This window comes from Dinghuibacter sp. (assembly GCF_035492835.1).
GTDB lineage: Bacteria > Bacteroidota > Bacteroidia > Chitinophagales > Chitinophagaceae > Dinghuibacter.
Genome location: NZ_DATJIY010000054.1, coordinates 15,981 through 31,728 on the forward strand (window position 1 = coordinate 15,981; position 15,748 = coordinate 31,728).

Below are 15,748 nucleotides of genomic sequence, written 5' to 3' on the forward strand. Positions count from 1 at the left end.
CGTTAATTCCGTACATAATAGCTCACGATGACGGCTACCAGCGACAACGCGCTCAGGATGACCGGCAACAGCTGCTGCGAGCGGCTGGCGCTGGCGATCTTCGACCGGCTCGGTTCCACGTATACTACATCGTTCGTCTTCAAATAGTAATAGGGCGACGTCAGTATATCCGGGGAATTCAGGTTCAACCGGCGGATGACCTTCTTGTCGCCTTCTTCCCGGACCAGCAGCACGTTCTCCCTTTTGCCATAGATCGTCAGGTCGCCCGCCAGCCCCAGCGCCTCCAGGATCGAGATCCTTTCGTTGGAGACGTTGATCGTGCTGGGACGCGCCACCTCACCGAGCACTGTCACCCGGAAGTTCAGGAACCGGACGATCACCGTGGGCTGGGTAAGGAGCTTTGTCGTGTCGAGCCGGGTCCGGATCTCGTCGGCCAGCTGCTCCTTGGTGAACCCGCCCGCTTTTAGTTTGCCGAGTACCGGCAACTGTACCGAATCGTCCTGGTCGACCAGGTACCCGACATTCTGGCTGGCCGTTGGGGTAGGGACCGACAGGCCACCCGTCGCGGACAATGTCGCGTTACCCGGCGTGGCGATGGACGACCCGCTGGACGCAGACCCGCCCTGGATGTTAAAGATGGCCGAGGCGTCCGGGTTGAGGCTGCTGATCGTGATCCCCAGCAGGTCGTTCTTCTGGATCACCGGGGGCTTGCTGGTCACATTCTGAAGGACGGTATCCTGTATGTTGTTGAAATAAATCGCTTTCTTGGTGTTGACGCATGAAGTCATCATTGCCCCAAGCGCTATCAGCGCCACAAGGCAAGGATTGAACGGGTTTAGGCGCATATTATCTTTTAAGATGTTTTTGGTTATCCCGCGAGGTGCTCCCATTGTGTCCGGTTATCGCGTTTCATCACATCGATATCGGCTGAAACCATTTCCCGGACCAGCGCGGCCAGGTCATAGGTAGGGATCCACCCCAATTTCGTCTTGGCCTTGGTAGGGTCGCCGATGAGCAGCTCCACTTCCGTCGGGCGGAAGTACGCCGGGTCCACCGAAACGACCTCCTTGCCGGCCGGCAGCAGGTAGTCCGGGTTGGACGACGACACCACATACCCCTTCTCGTTGACGCCCTTGCCCTTGAATTCAATTTCTATGCCGGCTTCGGCAAACGCCATACGGATAAATTCCCGGACGCGGGTCGTCGTGCCCGTGGCGATTACGAAATCCTCGGGTTTGTCCTGCTGGAGCATCAGCCACATCGCCCGGACGTAGTCCTTGGCGTGGCCCCAGTCGCGCTGGGCGTCCAGGTTCCCGATAAAGAGCTTGTCCTGGAGACCCAGGACGATCGAGGCGACCGCGCGCGTGATCTTCCGGGTGACGAAGGTCTCGCCCCTCAGCGGGCTCTCGTGGTTGAAGAGGATACCGTTACACGCGTACATCCCATAGGCCTCCCGGTAGTTGACGGTGATCCAGTAGGCGTAGAGCTTGGCCACCGCGTAGGGGCTCCGGGGGTAGAAGGGGGTGGTTTCCTTTTGGGGCACCTCCTGCACCAGGCCATAGAGCTCCGAGGTGGAGGCCTGGTATATCCGGGTGGTCTGCGTCATACCGAGCAGCCGGACCGCCTCCAGGATGCGGAGCGTCCCGATCCCGTCGGTATTGGCCGTGTATTCGGGCACGTCAAAGCTCACCTTTACGTGGCTCATAGCCCCCAGGTTATAGATTTCGTCGGGTTTTGTCTCCTGGATGATCCGGATCAGGTTGGTCGCGTCCGTGAGGTCGCCGTAGTGCAACCGGAAGCGCACGTGGTCCGAGTGCGGGTCCTGGTACAGGTGGTCGATCCGGTCGGTGTTGATCAGGGAAGAGCGGCGTTTGATCCCGTGGACCATATAGCCTTTTTCCAGTAATAATTCGGCCAGGTACGCGCCGTCTTGTCCATTGATACCCGTGATAAGTGCAGTCTTTGCCATGTATTTCGTTCGCTTTTAAGCAGGCTTCGCCCACCTCAGTAACATCTGATTTTTTGCAAGTTATGCTTTCCCAAGTACAAAAGTCCTCAATATTCCCCTCGCGGCTAATCCCTTAAGTCAAGGGTACCGCCATAGCCCCTCCGGGAGGAGCGGTGTCTCCGCTCCCGCCTCCCCGTGGGAGGAGTAGCCTGGTATACAAGTGATTAGCCGCCGCCCCCGTTTCCGCCTGAAGTAATTGAACAGCCCGAAATCGTCCGGCGTCCCCCCCTTGCAAAAGCGCTGGAACGCCCCCAGGTCCGCCCGGAGCGTCTCCTTGGTGGCCGCCAGCGTCATGGTCGTGGAGTTGGTCTCCTTCCAATGGATCGTTCCCGTAAAAAAGACCTTGGAGACCTCTCCGCCGTCCATCACGTGTGGGTTATACCCGTCCACATATTTATCCGGATGATCATATAACGACAGGTAGTCGAACGGGATGGCGCTGTTGAACGCCTCCAGCATGACACGGTCGGCGCCCGGGCGGTGCGCATAATCGTCCTCCAGGAGGTAGACGATCGGATTGCCCGGGAGCGTCAGCGCGAAATCCAGCGCCTTGAGCAGGTTCCCCGAGTTCCCCACCTTGTTCTCGAAGATCGTCGCGTCCGGCCGGATCGCCTGTAGCCGCTGACGCGCCTCCGCCGACGAGTTGTCCATAAATACATAGACGCGGGCCCCCGCGAAGACCCTCGAGAACTGCGCGAAACAACTGAATTTGTCAAAGCCTTCCGGGCGGGGTTTGACGCCGTTTTTCTCATAAAATCGATACAGGACGACCAGGTCTTCGGGGCGGAACCGGTTTGTCGGTCGCCGTTGCGGGTATACTATATCCGTAAACCGGCCGTCGTCCGCCCGTTGCCGCCGTGCCTGCCGGTAGGCCTCGCCCAGGAGCGCGAACCGCAGACCGCGATGCCGTCTGGCCAGGAGGATGGCCGGGCTTTCACGCACGAAGTCCCGGGCGACCGCCATCGTGCCGCGGGCCGCGCCCCCGGCATACGCGCGGGTCAGCGCGTCCCTTTTGGCCAGCAGCGGCTCCAGCGGGATCGATTGTTTGGCGCCATAGGCATACCGCGCCCGTTTGAGCCATTTCAGGAGCGCCATCATTTGGATACGATTTTGACTTTCTGAAGCATCCGCGCCGCGTTACCCAGCATCTCGCGTTCCGCCACGGTCATACAGAACCGGTAGACCAGCAGCGCGTAGAGCGCCAGCGACACGCACCCGAATGCAAACATGTACAGGAAGGGCTTCTCCAGCGGGACGCACCAGTAGAACAGGGCCTTGGTCAACCCCAGCGCAGTCAGCGCCACCACGAGCGGCGGCACGATGGATTTACCGAATATCAGCCCCGGCCGCATCTTCATGATCCGCGGGATATAATAGCCATAGATGACAAAGGCCTCCATCACGCGGTAGAGCAGATAGCTCGCCGCCGCGATACCCACGCCATATTTTTTTACAAAGAGGAACGAGAACGCGATCGTACTGGCGCTGGCGATCGCCACGCCGATGATGACCCCCCTGAGCCGCCCGATGCTGAGCATCGTCGACGAGATACCCTGGTTGTTGTTGAAACACACGCCCAGTATCCAGATGATCAGCCAGATTTCCAGCCCCGACCCCTGTTTGCCGACATAGATCGACAGCACCTGCCCCGGGTTGAAGGCGATCAGGAAACAAAAGAAGAACACGATCACGCTGAGCCACTTCGTCGTGGCCAGCACGAAGTTCCGGATACCCTCGGTGTCGCCCCGGTAGTTCGCCTTGGAGACATACGGCAGGAAGCTCGCCAGGAAGGTGCTGGAGAACAGCGAGACCAGCATGGTCACGTTCTGGAGGATGCGGTAGTTGGCCACGGCGACGTCCCCGTTGGCCTCCATCGTGCCCAGGAGCAGCGGTTGGACGTTGACCGCCAGGACCTGTAAAAGCCCCAGCGCAAAAAGGCTGAAGCTGTATTTGATGATGACCCGGAAATACCGCTTGTGCCACGCGGGGAACAGGTATTCCCTCCGCCACGCGCCGATCCGCCGGCACTCGTAGATGCTCAGGGGTATGACCACCATATTCGTCCCGAGGTAAATGATAAAATATACCTCCAGCGGCGCCTTGAACACATACGCGACCAACGTAGCCACCAGGTTCAATATGCTGGCGATCGAGTTCATCAGGTTCACCTGCCCGATCCGCTCGTACCCCATCAGCACGTGCTGCAGCGACAGAAAGTACCAGTTCGGGAAGGTCAGGATCGCCGACAGGTAAAAAAGGGTGCTCAGCATCGCGGGGTGCGAGACCTTGAAGTAGTGACCCGCGTTGTACCCCAGGTAGGCCAGGATCGCGCTGTTCACAAAGGCTATGAGGGTGAAAAAAAGGAGGTTCGACTGGACCCCCTGTTTCAGGGAATCCTCGTCCTTGCCCTCGATCCACTCCGAAAAGAATTTGACCGCGCCCATCGGCACGCCCAGGTTGACGATCTGGAGGAAGGCATTGGTGGACATCACCACGCCCACCAGGCCGTAGTCGCTTTTTCCGTATACGTTCAGGAGGATCGGTAGCGAGACAAAGTTGACCACCGCAGCCAGCAGCTTCCCAAAGATGCCCCAGATGTTGCCGCTGACGATGGCTTTGAAGGATGAGCTCTTCATAAGGGTATCGATTTTACCACCTTGGCGGGGGCGCCCACCGCCACCGATCCCGCCGGTATGCTCCGCGTCACGACGCTACCCGCCCCGATGACACAGCGCGGGCCGATCTCGACACCCGCCGTGATCGTCACGTTAGAGCCGATCCAGACGTCGTCGTGGATGACGACCTTGGCGCCCTCCTCCCGGTCCAGGAACTCGTCCGCGGGCACGCCCTCGAAAATATGGTTGGAGCTCGATATAAAGGTATTGCCCGCGATCATGACGTGGTTCCCGATCTCGACGCCGCCAAACCCCTGGATGATTACGTTGGGCCCCACGAAACACCGCGAGCCGATGGTGATATAGCCCTTGTGCGCATTCAGGAAAGCGTTACACTCGACCTTCGTCCGCGCCCCGATGTGTATGTATTTGGAATGGCTGCTGACGCGGACCCGGCAGTAATACAGCCACGACCGCTCGCCGATGGCGATCTTGTCCGTTCCGTAGAGGTGTGAGCAGATGATCTCCGCCTTCGGGTGGATCTGCCGGTTGACCAACGATAACCTCAGCGCGCGCCAGCGGCCCAGCGCCTTTTCCCATTTTGAGTAGTATTTCGCCATACGTTTACGCAGCGCCCACCGGCGTTTTCGCGCCTTCATGCGCCAGGAAATCCTGATACGACAGTCGGATGCCATCCTCCAGCTCCACCGTGTGTCTCCACCCCATCGCGTGGAGCTTAGACACGTCCATCAGCTTCCGCGGCGTCCCGTCCGGTTTGCCCGTATCAAAAACGAGCTCCCCGTCAAACCCGACCACCCGGCTCACGGTCTCGGCCAGCTCCCGGATGCTCAGGTCTTCCCCCGTCCCGATATTGACCAGCTCCCGCCCGTCATAGTTATCCATGAGGTACACGCACGCTTCCGCCAGGTCGTCCGCAAACAGGAACTCGCGCTTGGGCGTCCCCGTTCCCCAGATCGTCACCGTGGCCGCCCCCTGTATCTTCGCCTCGTGGAACTTCCGGATGAGCGCCGGCAGCACGTGCGAATTCTTCAAATCGTAGTTGTCGCCGATGCCATACAGATTCGTCGGCATCACGCTGATAAAGTTGCACCCGTATTGATCCCGGAACGATTCACACAGCTTGATCCCCGCGATCTTCGCGATCGCATACGGCTCGTTCGTCGGCTCCAGCGGCCCCGTCAGCATATACTCCTCCTTCAATGGCTGCGGCGCCATCTTCGGATAGATACACGAGCTGCCCAGGAACATCAGTTTCGTCACCCCGCTCCGGTACGCCGCATGGATGACGTTCGCCTCGATCATCAGGTTGTCATAGATAAAGTCCGCCCTATATGTATCGTTGGCCAGGATTCCCCCGACCTTCGCCGCCGCCAGGAACACATACTCCGGCCGCTGCTCCTCAAAGAAGTCGTGGACCGCCTTCTGGTCCCGGAGGTCCAATTCCTTCGAAGACCGGGTCAACAATTTCGTATATCCTTGCTTTTCGAGCCGCCGGAGGATCGAACCCCCGACCATGCCCCGATGCCCTGCGATGTAGATCGATGCGTCTTTTTTCATAATGTTTTTGAGGCGCAAGCGCCTTAGACTTTACTATACTGCGCGTCCGGGATTTCCGCCACCAGGTACGCGTTGAGAAGTTCCAACCTGATACTGGCTTTTTTCCGGTGCTTCTTCACCACAATCCCCGTATAATCCCGGAAGGGCCCCTCCTCGATCCGCACCACGTCATTCTCTTCCACCCCCGTCACCCGGAACTCGGCGCCCTCGTGGTCCGCCAGGAATGCCCGGATGGCGGTCATCTCACCATCCCGGATCACCGCCGGCTTCCCACAGTGGTTCACAAAAGTAATGATATTCGGGTCTGACAAAACCCCGACCCTCTCCGCCGCCCGCACGCGCACAAACACATAGGATGTAAACACCGGCTCCTCGACCACCTTAAACCGGTCGTGCCAGCGCCGCCGCACCCGCTGTATCGGGCAGTACACCTCCACGCCCCTGGCGGCTAAGGTTTGCGCGGCTTTTTTCTCGGCCCTGGGTCGGGTGTAGAGGGCATACCAATGCGGCTGCCGCTCCTGGATAAGGTTCATGGCGTAAATGTCCGCAAAATGGGGGCCGCGAACTGCCCCTTAAATAAGGGGACATCCCCCTTTGCGCGCTTTTACGTCCCGGGCTGGAGGCGGCTAGCGCACCGGCTGGATAATGTCCGTCTGGACCTTGTACAGGTCTTTTTCGACCCCGGGATCGCCCACATAGACCTCATAGGGCAACCCGGCCGCCTTGCGCCCGCTTTTAGCCAAAGAGTCCGCCAGGGCCTTATACCCCATGGGGTCGAGCTCGTAGGGCCCCCAGAAGTGGGCGACCAGCGCCGGACCCGCGGCGGTCCGCCGCATTTTGATACGGCCCTCGACGCCGGCGGGCGCCTTGTCGACCGGGACCCCGGCCTCGAACATCAGCGGGAACTGGTCGCCCGAGTACCAGGCCATCGGCGCCCCGACCATTTTGAGGTGTTGTTTATTGATAAAGGCGCCCAGCTCCTGGCCGTAAATGATCGACAGCTTCCGGGCGATCTCGCCGCCGTCCTTCGCCGAATCGGCGATATACAGCACCGTCATCGCCGCCACGCTCGACGTGTCAAGCTTGATGACGGGCGGCCGCGGCGAATGGTTCCGCTCCGACAGGCTCTTGAGGCTGTCGAGCCCCTGCTCGAAGTCCGGCCCCACCATCTTGTCCATGAACAACCCCATATACTTGCCGACCACCGAATAAAACGGGTTCTTCCCCGTCATCTTCGAGTCCATGTACCAAACCACCCTGGTCCCGCTGTCCACCGGCGTGAGCAGCCACCCGTCCAGCGACGTCCCCATGTCCCCGAAGTCCAGGGCGGTCGTCACCTTCTGATCCGGCACCGACTCGGTGATCGTCAGCGTCCCGTTCCCCACCTGCTTGTCCTGGCTGGTCCAGCTATAGCTCGCCCCCATCCCCGCGTCCTTGTCGCCAAACGTCTGGCGCATGTTCGGGTCCTTCCGGTTCCACGGCATCCAGTCGTCGTAGGTCCGCAGGTTATTTACCAATGAAAAAACGGTGGCCGGCGGCGCCTTTATCACCTTCGACCGCTCGATATGCACCGTCCCCGGCAGGAAGAAAGAAACCAAAACCAGGAGTAAAAGCAGGGCCGCAATCGCCCAGAGGATGCGTTTAATCAGAGACATATGGTAAGCATTTGCGCCATAAAATACGCACTCCCCCTGACTTATGCAACCCTCCCCGTCCTTACCTTTGCCGCGCTATGAACATACTCGAGCTTTTTCAACCGATCCGGACCTTCGTCTTCGACATGGACGGCGTCCTCACCGACGGCGGCGTGTGGGTCCTCGAAGACGGCGAGCAGGTCCGGAAGATGCACACCCGCGACGGCTACGCCCTCCAGCTGGCCGTCAGGCAGGGCTACCGCGTCGTCGTCATCTCCGGCGGCAGCTCCCCCGCCGCCCGTATGCGCCTCACCAAGCTCGGCATCGCCGACGTCCACATGAGCATCGACGACAAGCTGTCCCTCTTGCAGGAAATTATCCAGACCCACCGGCTCGACCCCCAAACCGTCCTGTACATGGGCGACGACATGCCCGACCTCCCCCCCATGGAAGCCGTCGGCCTCCCGTGCTGCCCCGCCGATGCCTGCACCGAAATCCTACACGTCTCTAAGTACATATCCCCCGTCAAAGGCGGCGACGGCTGCGTCCGCGACGTAATCGAGAAGGTCCTCAAGCTAAACAATCACTGGACCCACACCGCCACCCCGGCCAGCAAATAGCTGCGAGGCCTGCCGGCGGCAAGCCGTTTTTCCTTAATTTTCCGCATCCATATGCAAACCCTCAAGGCATTTTTCCGGTTGATCCGTTGGCCGAATCTCCTCATCATCGCCCTCACGCAGTTCCTGTTCTACTACTGCGTGATGCGCCCCTCCTATACGGCCTCCGGCTGGATACCGGCGCTGGGGTGGGGGAGGCTGGGGCTGCTGGCGCTCGCCTTTGCCTGCATGGCGGCGGCCGGATACATCATCAACGACTACTTCGACGTCAATATAGACCTCGTCAACAAACCCGACCGGCTCATCGTCGACCGGTACATCAGCCGCCGCTGGGCGATGTGGTGGCACGGCATGCTGTCCCTGGCGGGCGTCGCTATCAGCGTCTACCTGGGCATCGTCCTGCACTTCTACCTGCTCCCGCTACTCAACTTCGCGTGCGTCGGTTTGCTCTTCCTGTATTCCGTTTCGCTGAAGAAACGACTCCTCAGCGGCAACATCCTCGTCTCCATCCTGACGTCCTGGGCGATCGGGGTGCTGCTCTGGATCGGCGTCAACGACGACATCCTCCACCACCTCGGCATGCTCGCCGGCGCGGACCCCGCCAAACCCGGTGTCAACTACGCGCGGTTTGCCCGGATAGGGGTGCTGTATTGCTCGTTTTCCTTTATCCTATCGATGATCCGCGAAGTTATCAAGGACATGGAAGACACCGAAGGCGATGCCAGATACGGTTGCCGCACCCTTCCGATCGCCTGGGGTTTCACGACCGCCAAGGTGTTCACCGGCACCTGGATCGTCGTCCTGCTGGGCGCGCTCACCTTCGTCACGATCTATGTCCTGTATTTCAAGATGTACTTCAGCGCGGTCTACCTGGCGGCAGCGATCATCCTGCCGCTCCTCTACGTCTTTCGCGGGCTGCTGTCCGCCAGGACCCCGAAGGACTTCCACCGCCTCAGCACCCTGGTCAAGATCATCATGCTGACCGGTATCCTGTCACTCCTTTTCTTCAAATACTATGCTTGAGCCGATCATCCTGGCCTCCCAATCGCCCCGCCGCCGCCAGCTCCTGGAGTGGGCCGAAATCGATTTTGACGTCGTCGTCCCGGTGACCGACGAAAGCTATCCCGACGGTCTTCCCCCCGAGGAGGTCCCCGTCTATATCGCCCGCCAGAAAGCCCTTGCCGTCCAGGACCAGCTCAACAACAACCCCACCATCCCCGGTCTCGACATCGACCCCACCGAGCGCTCCGCCTTTGTCGCCGGCATCCGCCGCCGCACCATCCTGGCCGCCGACACCGTCGTCGTCCTCGGCAACGAGATCATCGGCAAACCCCGCGACCGCGACGACGCCATCGCCATCCTCACCCGCCTGTCCGGCCGCGAGCACCAGGTCATCACCGGCGTCTGCTGCCGCCGCGCCTCCGCCGAAGTCACCTTCGCCGACGTCACCCGCGTCCAATTCCACGCCCTGACCCCCGGGCAGATCGCCTTCTACGTCGACAAATACCGCCCCTACGATAAAGCCGGCGCCTACGCCATCCAGGAGTGGATCGGCGTCGTCGGCATCAAGTCCGTCAACGGCGACTTCTACAACGTCATGGGCCTCCCCGTGAGCCGCGCGGTCCGCGCGTTGGCGGGTATGTAACGCGCCGCCATGCGCCGCGCCACCGCCCCGCTGCATCACCGCGCCCTCGCCGTGGACTCGTTATAAATTGGTCATCTTTATCGTGTGCGGCACGACATACAACAGCTTTGCGCCTTCCTCACTGAAATTGGAAAGCCCCAGCAGCATTGCATCGGAGAGTTTCCCATCGGCTTGTAAACCGAGCTTTTTTTGGGTCCGAAAGAGCCTGGACTCGAATTCGGGGGAGAGCAAAAAGGTGGAATCCGGGCCTTGCGCCGTCTTGAACGCGCTGGTCATCCGGAAAGACGTCGCGGTTAAATTGTACGCTTTAACCTTGTAATTGAGAGCGGAGAGAGAATCCACGCCCTGGTAACGCGTCGCCAGGGTATTGTTGAGGTACGCGGAAAGGGCGTAGTTTCCCGTATACTCGTAATACAGCGCGTTTTGCCGCAGGTTATTCGTATAGAGTACATTATACACCTTGATCATGCCATGGACGTCGGTGCAGTAGGTAATATTGCTGGCGGACAGCAACGGGCTCTGGGGTCTTGCCTGCAGACGGTCGCCCCCCGCGCACGGCGGATCGATCCTGAATTCACCGGAATCATTCGTGACACCCAGGTTATTCTGGATACCCGAGCCGTCGATCTTGACTATGACGCTTTTTACGCCTTTGTTGTCATCATCGACGACCTTGAATCTCAACTGGGCAAAAACGGTCTCCTGCGTCAAGGCGACCGCCACCATCAAAAGGTACTTCATACAAATATTTTGAGTAGTATAAAATAAACGATGATGAGCGCAATCCAGGCAATGACGAGACCGTAGATGATATCGCTCTCGTTTTTGATGACAAACGTATCCCAGGACGAGGGCTCGAGCCGCACGATGGAAGAAGAAGCAAGCCGCAGGGCAATGGGATCCCCTTTTTTCTTCAGGAGGATGAGCTCGATACTGGCCCCGGGCTCTAACTGCGAAAGGGACGCCCTGAAGTACAAAGGGTTGACTTCGCTGGGAGCGGTTACATTGTCCATGACGATCGGGGGCGGCAGCACGACCGCACCACTATAAAAAGTGTCCTGCCTGGGAGCGACGAGCAAAAAGGAGAGGTTGTCGAACCGTTGTTTTTCGGTGATGTTGGTGACCACATATTTGACCTCGGTCGTGTCTCCGCGACGGCTGGTCGTGGCGTCGTACTCGACGATCGGGCTGGACATCAGCTGGTCCGCGATATGCGTGGCGCCCCACCCGGCCATCGCAAACAATATCGTCAGCAGGTAAGGAACCTTTTCCAGGCTGAGTAATTCTTTGAAGCGCATGTCTCAAATTAAGACAGGACGGCGCCCCCATCAAGGGTGTTTTCACGGTGCCGGGTCGGTCACCACCTCGAGCGCGACCGGCTTCCTACCCCGCTGGTTCATCTTTATAAACGGCTTCTCGCAAACGAGGAAAAACAGCCACGCGAGCCCCACGATGACCGGCGTTCCCACCAACACCAGCAACCCCATGCGCAGGTCCAGCGACGATGCCCAGGTATCCAGGCCGTATTGCGTCGCCACCTGCAAGAGCGGCGCGTGAATCAAATAAAGGCTATAAGAAAAGGTCCCTACCCACACCAGCGGCTTACAACCGACGACCCGCCGGAAAAAGCCGTCCCCGCCGACGGCGAGCGCAAAAATGCAGAGCGCAAAGAACGCCCCCGCGGTGATGTCGCTCAACGGCATCAGCAACCGGTCGGGCCCGTCGAGCCGCCCCACGAAAACCGCCAGGCCGCCCAAAACGACGAACAGCACCCCGCGGAACCATGACGGCAGTGACGCATAGCGTTCGCGGAAAGACGCCGACCAGGCCTTTGGCGACAGCGACACATCCGCCGCCAGCATCCCGAAGGCAAACAGAATGATAAACGGATGCACCCCTTCCCCAAAATTGACGGGCAGCCCCAGCGACGACAGCCCTACCAGGAACCCCAGCCCGAGCAGCGAAATCAACACGCTCACAAAAACGGTGGCCACCGGCCTCACGCGGCGCCACAGCAAAACGAGCACCGGGAAAAAGAAGTAGATCCTCCATTCCACCGATATCGACCAGAACACGTGGTTGATATGCCACGCTCCCGGCCGTAAAAAATCATGGAGCAACAGCAGGTGCATCACGATGTCAAACGACGACACCGGCAGGGAATTGTCCCAGTTGAATCCCGTAGGCACGCCGATACACGTCCAAATCAAGATCAACGAAAGCGCCATCGCCAGGTAATACGGCGGCAGTATCCGGATAACGCGCTTGCGGAAGAACTCCAGCGCCCCGCCCCGCAGCGTATCGGAGTGACGCGACACCGAGATCATCAGGCTGTACCCCGACACCACGATAAACAACGCCACCGCGTAGTGCCCCCCCAGGAAGAACTTGAACAGGTTTTTCCTGACAAAGGAAAACCCATAGATCGTCGGGATCTTATAGTACTGGAGCACCTCGTGGTGGATCGTCACATAAAGCGCCGCGAGCGCCCGGATGCCGTCGATGAAAAGAAGGTGAGAGGAAGCCTTAGATTTCAATTTTTTGTAATATTAAACGGCGGGCGGGCAAAAAAGTCCAACGCCTACCAGGAAATTTCCGTATTTACCTGTATGTCGGGGTGGAGGCTGTAGATGACCGGGCAGGTGCGCGCGGTATTTTCCAGGATGGCCCTCTGTTTTTCATCCAGCTCAAGCCCCTGCGGAAAACGAAGGTGTATGTCAATACCACCGATCCGCCGCGGACCGGCCACCATGTGCTTGGTGACGTCAACGGTAAGACCCCGCAGGTCAACGCCGAGGTCGTTCGCCTTTATCCCCATCGTGGTCGCCATACAGGCGCCCAGTCCCGTGGCGATGAGGTCGGTAGGGGAGAAGCGCTCGCCCCGTCCCTTGTTGTCCGTGGGCGCGTCGGTTTCAATGGCACTTCCGCTTTGGAGGTGTTTGGCGTTGGTGTGGAGGTCGCCCTCGTAGATTACGGTAGAAGTCATGCACAAATTTAAAAGATCGACACAACTTTTGCCATCACTTAGCGTTTTTACCTACTTTTATGACCAGTATATCCCATAACAGATTGATCGTGCGACATCTTATAGCAGCTGTAGGTTTGGTATCGGTAATGTTTGGCGGGCGCGCCTCGGCCCAGAATACGATAGATACCGTGCCGCGTACACCCCACCAGGAGAAGGTCTGGGAGCGGAAACAACGGGTCAACGACCTGATCCGCCGGGAGGAAGAAGGGGTGCTGGCTTACAACAAGCAATGGGCCTTCGGGATCAAGCTGGCCACCGACGGCTACGGCCTCTCCTTCGAGGAGGGCTGGATGAGGTCGCTCCGCTGGACCAACATCCTCCAGTTCGAGCTCAACGAGAAGAAGAGCCCCAAGGAATACAAGGTTTCGGTTTCCGATAACCCCTTTACGGACGGTACGCCGTTCATCTACGGCAAGCAAAACTACTTCTATCAATTCAAGATAGGCTTCGGCCAGCAATACATGTTCGGCGGCAAGGGTAACAAGAACGGCGTGGCCGTCTCCGGTATCTACGCCGGCGGTCTTTCGCTCGGTCTCCTGCGCCCCTACTACGTCCAGACCGAAGACTCCACCGGCCAGCTCGTCAACATCAAGTACACCCAGCAGGACAGCGCCCAATTCCTGGGTAACGTCTACGGCGGCACCGGTCTCGGCACCGGCTGGAGCGAGCTCAAGATCAAACCCGGTCTCCACGCCAAGCTGGCCCTCCGTTTCGACTACGGCCGCTACAACGAGCTCCTCAGCGCCATCGAGGTCGGCGTGAACGCCGAATACTACTTCAACCAGGTCCCCATGATGGTCCTGGCCCAAAACCACGCGTTTTTCCTGAATTCCTACGTCACGATCCTGTTCGGCAAGCGAAAGTGACGGCCCCCCTACGGCGCGCTTCGCGCGCCGGGCCCGGCAATAAAAATCGCCGTATATTTGCCCCATGGACAAGCCCAAGAAACCGGACTGGCTTCGCGTGAAGCTGCCGGTCGGAGAATCATACAAGCACGTACGTGGTTTAGTCGAAACCCACAAACTTCATACAATCTGTGAAAGCGGCAACTGCCCCAACATGGGCGAATGCTGGGGCGCCGGGACGGCGACATTCATGATCCTCGGAAACGTCTGCACCCGCTCCTGCGGCTTCTGCGCGGTGGCCACCGGCCGCCCCGACGCCGTCGACTGGGACGAGCCCCAACGCGTAGCCGAAGCGATCCACCTGATGAAGGTCAAGCACGCCGTCATCACCTCCGTCGACCGCGACGAGCTCAAGGACGGCGGCTCCGCCATCTGGTACAACACCATCCGCGCCGTCAAGACCCTCAACCCCGATACATCCCTGGAGACCCTCATCCCCGACTTCAAGGGCGACAAGGACAACATCCAGCGCGTCATCGACGCCGCCCCCGAGGTCGTCAGCCACAACATCGAAACCGTCGAGCGCCTCACCCGCAGCGTCCGCATCCAGGCCAAGTACTGGCGGAGCATGGAAGTGCTGCGCACCCTCAAGGAAGGCGGCATGCGGACAAAGAGCGGCGTCATGCTCGGCCTCGGCGAAACCAAGGAAGAAGTCCTCCAGACCATGCAGGACCTCGTCGACAGCGGCGTCGACGTCATCACCCTCGGCCAGTACCTCCAGCCGACGCAAAAACACCTTGCCGTCCAGCGCTTCGTCCACCCCGACGAGTTCGCCGAATTGCGCGAGCGCGGTTATGAAATGGGTTTCGACTACGTAGAAAGCGGCCCCCTCGTCCGCTCCTCCTACCACAGCGAAAAGCACGTCATCGCCGGGTACGGCAAGGCCGCCTGGAGTCTGGAGAAAAAAGCGCAGCTTGTATAAATACCTCTTCCTGCTCCTCCCCCTCACGTCGTCCGCTCAGGTACGCTGGACCAAGGCCCGCACCCTGAACGAACGCCTGCCGTTTTCCATCCAGGTTTACCTCACCCAGGACTCCGTCCACGGCCGCCCCTTCCGCGCGTGCTACGTCGAGATCGACCCGTACGACCAGAAGATCGACTTCACCGCCCGCGTAGGCGAGGGCACGCCTTCGACACTCTTCGCCGCCGAAACCGGCCTCCCCCCCTACATCGTCGTCAACGGCCCACAATTCGACTCCGCGACCCGTAAAAACCTCCAGCTCGTCATCAACGACCAGCGCCTCATCTGTCTCAACCAAAGCGCCATCTTCGACGACAGCGTCTACCGCTACGTCACCCCCAGCGCCCTCGGCATCAACGGCGCCCGCCACGTAGACGTCGGCTGGGTCTTCACCGACTCCAGCAAAGACTACCCGCTCCTCATGCTCAAGGGCCCCGCCGACCCGCGCTACAGCAAGGGCCACAAAACGAACCCCTCCCAGTTCGACCTCCACGCCGAAAACGCCAACGCCGAAATCGGCGCCAAGACCATGCAATGGCCCATGCTCACCGCCATCGGCGGCGGCCCCACCCTCATCAAACGCGGCCAGGTCTTCATCTCCAGCCGCGAAGAGGTCCGTTTCGCCGGCCACGAAAACGACCTTACCGCCCGCACCGCCATGGGCTACACCCGCGACAACAAGCTCATCATCCTCGTCATCGAATCCGGCTACCCCGAATCCACCGGCGCCACCCTCCCCGAAACCGCCGCGATATTA

Annotated in this window: 18 protein-coding genes; 6 read left to right on the forward strand and 12 right to left on the reverse strand. The window is 59.6% G+C overall.

What is annotated here, in order from left to right; translation table 11 throughout:
* Positions 1-2: 2 nt before the first annotated feature.
* The 8 genes from VL547_RS05100 to VL547_RS05135 all read right to left on the reverse strand — a co-directional run bounded on the left by VL547_RS05100 (position 3) and on the right by VL547_RS05135 (position 7,856).
* Complete coding sequence (locus tag VL547_RS05100) at positions 3-791, reverse strand: polysaccharide biosynthesis/export family protein (RefSeq protein WP_325575891.1); 789 nt, start codon at positions 789-791, stop codon at positions 3-5.
* A 77-nt stretch (positions 792-868) separates the two neighbouring features.
* A complete protein-coding gene (gmd, locus tag VL547_RS05105; RefSeq protein WP_325575893.1) occupies positions 869-1,969 on the reverse strand; it encodes a GDP-mannose 4,6-dehydratase in 1,101 nt (366 codons plus the stop codon).
* Between the two features lie 117 nt (positions 1,970-2,086).
* Positions 2,087-3,106 carry a hypothetical protein gene (locus tag VL547_RS05110; RefSeq protein WP_325575896.1) on the reverse strand — a complete coding sequence of 340 codons (1,020 nt, stop codon included), beginning with the start codon at positions 3,104-3,106 and terminating at the stop codon, positions 2,087-2,089.
* On the reverse strand, positions 3,103-4,644 hold the full coding sequence (locus tag VL547_RS05115; RefSeq protein ID WP_325575898.1) for an oligosaccharide flippase family protein: 1,542 nt from the start codon (positions 4,642-4,644) through the stop codon (positions 3,103-3,105). Before VL547_RS05115 ends, VL547_RS05110 begins: the two co-directional genes overlap by 4 nt.
* A complete protein-coding gene (locus VL547_RS05120) occupies positions 4,641-5,243 on the reverse strand; it encodes an acyltransferase (RefSeq protein ID WP_325575900.1) in 603 nt (200 codons plus the stop codon). The genes VL547_RS05115 and VL547_RS05120 overlap by 4 nt, the downstream gene beginning before the upstream one ends.
* Before the next feature lie 4 nt (positions 5,244-5,247).
* Positions 5,248-6,201, reverse strand: a complete 954-nt coding sequence (gene fcl, locus VL547_RS05125; protein WP_325575902.1) for a GDP-L-fucose synthase — start codon at positions 6,199-6,201, stop codon at positions 5,248-5,250.
* Between the two features lie 23 nt (positions 6,202-6,224).
* A complete protein-coding gene (locus VL547_RS05130; protein ID WP_325575904.1) occupies positions 6,225-6,734 on the reverse strand; it encodes a UpxY family transcription antiterminator in 510 nt (169 codons plus the stop codon).
* A gap of 93 nt (positions 6,735-6,827) precedes the next feature.
* Positions 6,828-7,856 (reverse strand): SRPBCC family protein, encoded by a 1,029-nt coding sequence (locus tag VL547_RS05135; RefSeq protein WP_325575906.1) that lies wholly within the window; start codon positions 7,854-7,856, stop codon positions 6,828-6,830.
* A 77-nt stretch (positions 7,857-7,933) separates the two neighbouring features.
* Between VL547_RS05135 and VL547_RS05140 the strand changes: the two genes are divergently transcribed.
* Genes VL547_RS05140 through VL547_RS05150 form a run of 3 tightly spaced genes read left to right on the forward strand, consistent with a single transcriptional unit; the run spans position 7,934 to position 10,097 of the window.
* On the forward strand, positions 7,934-8,455 hold the full coding sequence (locus VL547_RS05140) for an HAD-IIIA family hydrolase (RefSeq protein WP_325575908.1): 522 nt from the start codon (positions 7,934-7,936) through the stop codon (positions 8,453-8,455).
* A gap of 51 nt (positions 8,456-8,506) precedes the next feature.
* Positions 8,507-9,475, forward strand: coding sequence for a geranylgeranylglycerol-phosphate geranylgeranyltransferase (locus VL547_RS05145; protein WP_325575910.1), 969 nt, complete (start codon positions 8,507-8,509; stop codon positions 9,473-9,475).
* Complete coding sequence (locus VL547_RS05150; protein WP_325575913.1) at positions 9,468-10,097, forward strand: Maf family protein; 630 nt, start codon at positions 9,468-9,470, stop codon at positions 10,095-10,097. Before VL547_RS05145 ends, VL547_RS05150 begins: the two co-directional genes overlap by 8 nt.
* A 60-nt stretch (positions 10,098-10,157) precedes the next feature.
* On the opposite strand, the gene VL547_RS05155 is transcribed toward VL547_RS05150, so the two are convergent.
* The 4 genes from VL547_RS05155 to VL547_RS05170 are packed head-to-tail and all read right to left on the reverse strand — an operon-like array spanning position 10,158 to position 13,083.
* A complete protein-coding gene (locus VL547_RS05155) occupies positions 10,158-10,838 on the reverse strand; it encodes a hypothetical protein (RefSeq protein ID WP_325575915.1) in 681 nt (226 codons plus the stop codon).
* Positions 10,835-11,395, reverse strand: a complete 561-nt coding sequence (locus VL547_RS05160; protein WP_325575917.1) for a hypothetical protein — start codon at positions 11,393-11,395, stop codon at positions 10,835-10,837. Before VL547_RS05160 ends, VL547_RS05155 begins: the two co-directional genes overlap by 4 nt.
* Positions 11,396-11,437: 42 nt before the next feature.
* Positions 11,438-12,634, reverse strand: a complete 1,197-nt coding sequence (locus tag VL547_RS05165; RefSeq protein ID WP_325575919.1) for an acyltransferase — start codon at positions 12,632-12,634, stop codon at positions 11,438-11,440.
* A 44-nt stretch (positions 12,635-12,678) separates the two neighbouring features.
* A complete protein-coding gene (locus VL547_RS05170; protein ID WP_325575921.1) occupies positions 12,679-13,083 on the reverse strand; it encodes an OsmC family protein in 405 nt (134 codons plus the stop codon).
* A gap of 89 nt (positions 13,084-13,172) precedes the next feature.
* Between VL547_RS05170 and VL547_RS05175 the strand changes: the two genes are divergently transcribed.
* The 3 genes from VL547_RS05175 to VL547_RS05185 form a co-directional block, all read left to right on the forward strand.
* On the forward strand, positions 13,173-13,991 hold the full coding sequence (locus tag VL547_RS05175) for a hypothetical protein (RefSeq protein WP_325575923.1): 819 nt from the start codon (positions 13,173-13,175) through the stop codon (positions 13,989-13,991).
* A 64-nt stretch (positions 13,992-14,055) separates the two neighbouring features.
* Complete coding sequence (lipA, locus tag VL547_RS05180) at positions 14,056-14,952, forward strand: lipoyl synthase (RefSeq protein ID WP_349255535.1); 897 nt, start codon at positions 14,056-14,058, stop codon at positions 14,950-14,952.
* On the forward strand, positions 14,945-15,748 hold an 804-nt coding region (locus VL547_RS05185), incomplete at its 3' end, for a phosphodiester glycosidase family protein (protein WP_325575925.1). The genes lipA and VL547_RS05185, both read left to right, overlap by 8 nt.

Excerpts from the sequence above, each read along its gene's own strand:
- VL547_RS05100 (WP_325575891.1), bottom strand. The coding sequence starts at position 791 with ATGATGACTTCATGCGTCAACACCAAGAAAGCGATTTATTTCAACAAC.
- gmd (WP_325575893.1), bottom strand. The coding sequence starts at position 1,969 with ATGGCAAAGACTGCACTTATCACGGGTATCAATGGACAAGACGGCGCG.
- VL547_RS05110 (WP_325575896.1), bottom strand. The coding sequence starts at position 3,106 with ATGATGGCGCTCCTGAAATGGCTCAAACGGGCGCGGTATGCCTATGGC.
- VL547_RS05115 (WP_325575898.1), bottom strand. The coding sequence starts at position 4,644 with ATGAAGAGCTCATCCTTCAAAGCCATCGTCAGCGGCAACATCTGGGGC.
- VL547_RS05120 (WP_325575900.1), bottom strand. The coding sequence starts at position 5,243 with ATGGCGAAATACTACTCAAAATGGGAAAAGGCGCTGGGCCGCTGGCGC.
- fcl (WP_325575902.1), bottom strand. The coding sequence starts at position 6,201 with ATGAAAAAAGACGCATCGATCTACATCGCAGGGCATCGGGGCATGGTC.
- VL547_RS05130 (WP_325575904.1), bottom strand. The coding sequence starts at position 6,734 with ATGAACCTTATCCAGGAGCGGCAGCCGCATTGGTATGCCCTCTACACC.
- VL547_RS05135 (WP_325575906.1), bottom strand. The coding sequence starts at position 7,856 with ATGTCTCTGATTAAACGCATCCTCTGGGCGATTGCGGCCCTGCTTTTA.
- VL547_RS05140 (WP_325575908.1), top strand. The coding sequence starts at position 7,934 with ATGAACATACTCGAGCTTTTTCAACCGATCCGGACCTTCGTCTTCGAC.
- VL547_RS05145 (WP_325575910.1), top strand. The coding sequence starts at position 8,507 with ATGCAAACCCTCAAGGCATTTTTCCGGTTGATCCGTTGGCCGAATCTC.
- VL547_RS05150 (WP_325575913.1), top strand. The coding sequence starts at position 9,468 with ATGCTTGAGCCGATCATCCTGGCCTCCCAATCGCCCCGCCGCCGCCAG.
- VL547_RS05155 (WP_325575915.1), bottom strand. The coding sequence starts at position 10,838 with ATGAAGTACCTTTTGATGGTGGCGGTCGCCTTGACGCAGGAGACCGTT.
- VL547_RS05160 (WP_325575917.1), bottom strand. The coding sequence starts at position 11,395 with ATGCGCTTCAAAGAATTACTCAGCCTGGAAAAGGTTCCTTACCTGCTG.
- VL547_RS05170 (WP_325575921.1), bottom strand. The coding sequence starts at position 13,083 with ATGACTTCTACCGTAATCTACGAGGGCGACCTCCACACCAACGCCAAA.
- lipA (WP_349255535.1), top strand. The coding sequence starts at position 14,056 with ATGGACAAGCCCAAGAAACCGGACTGGCTTCGCGTGAAGCTGCCGGTC.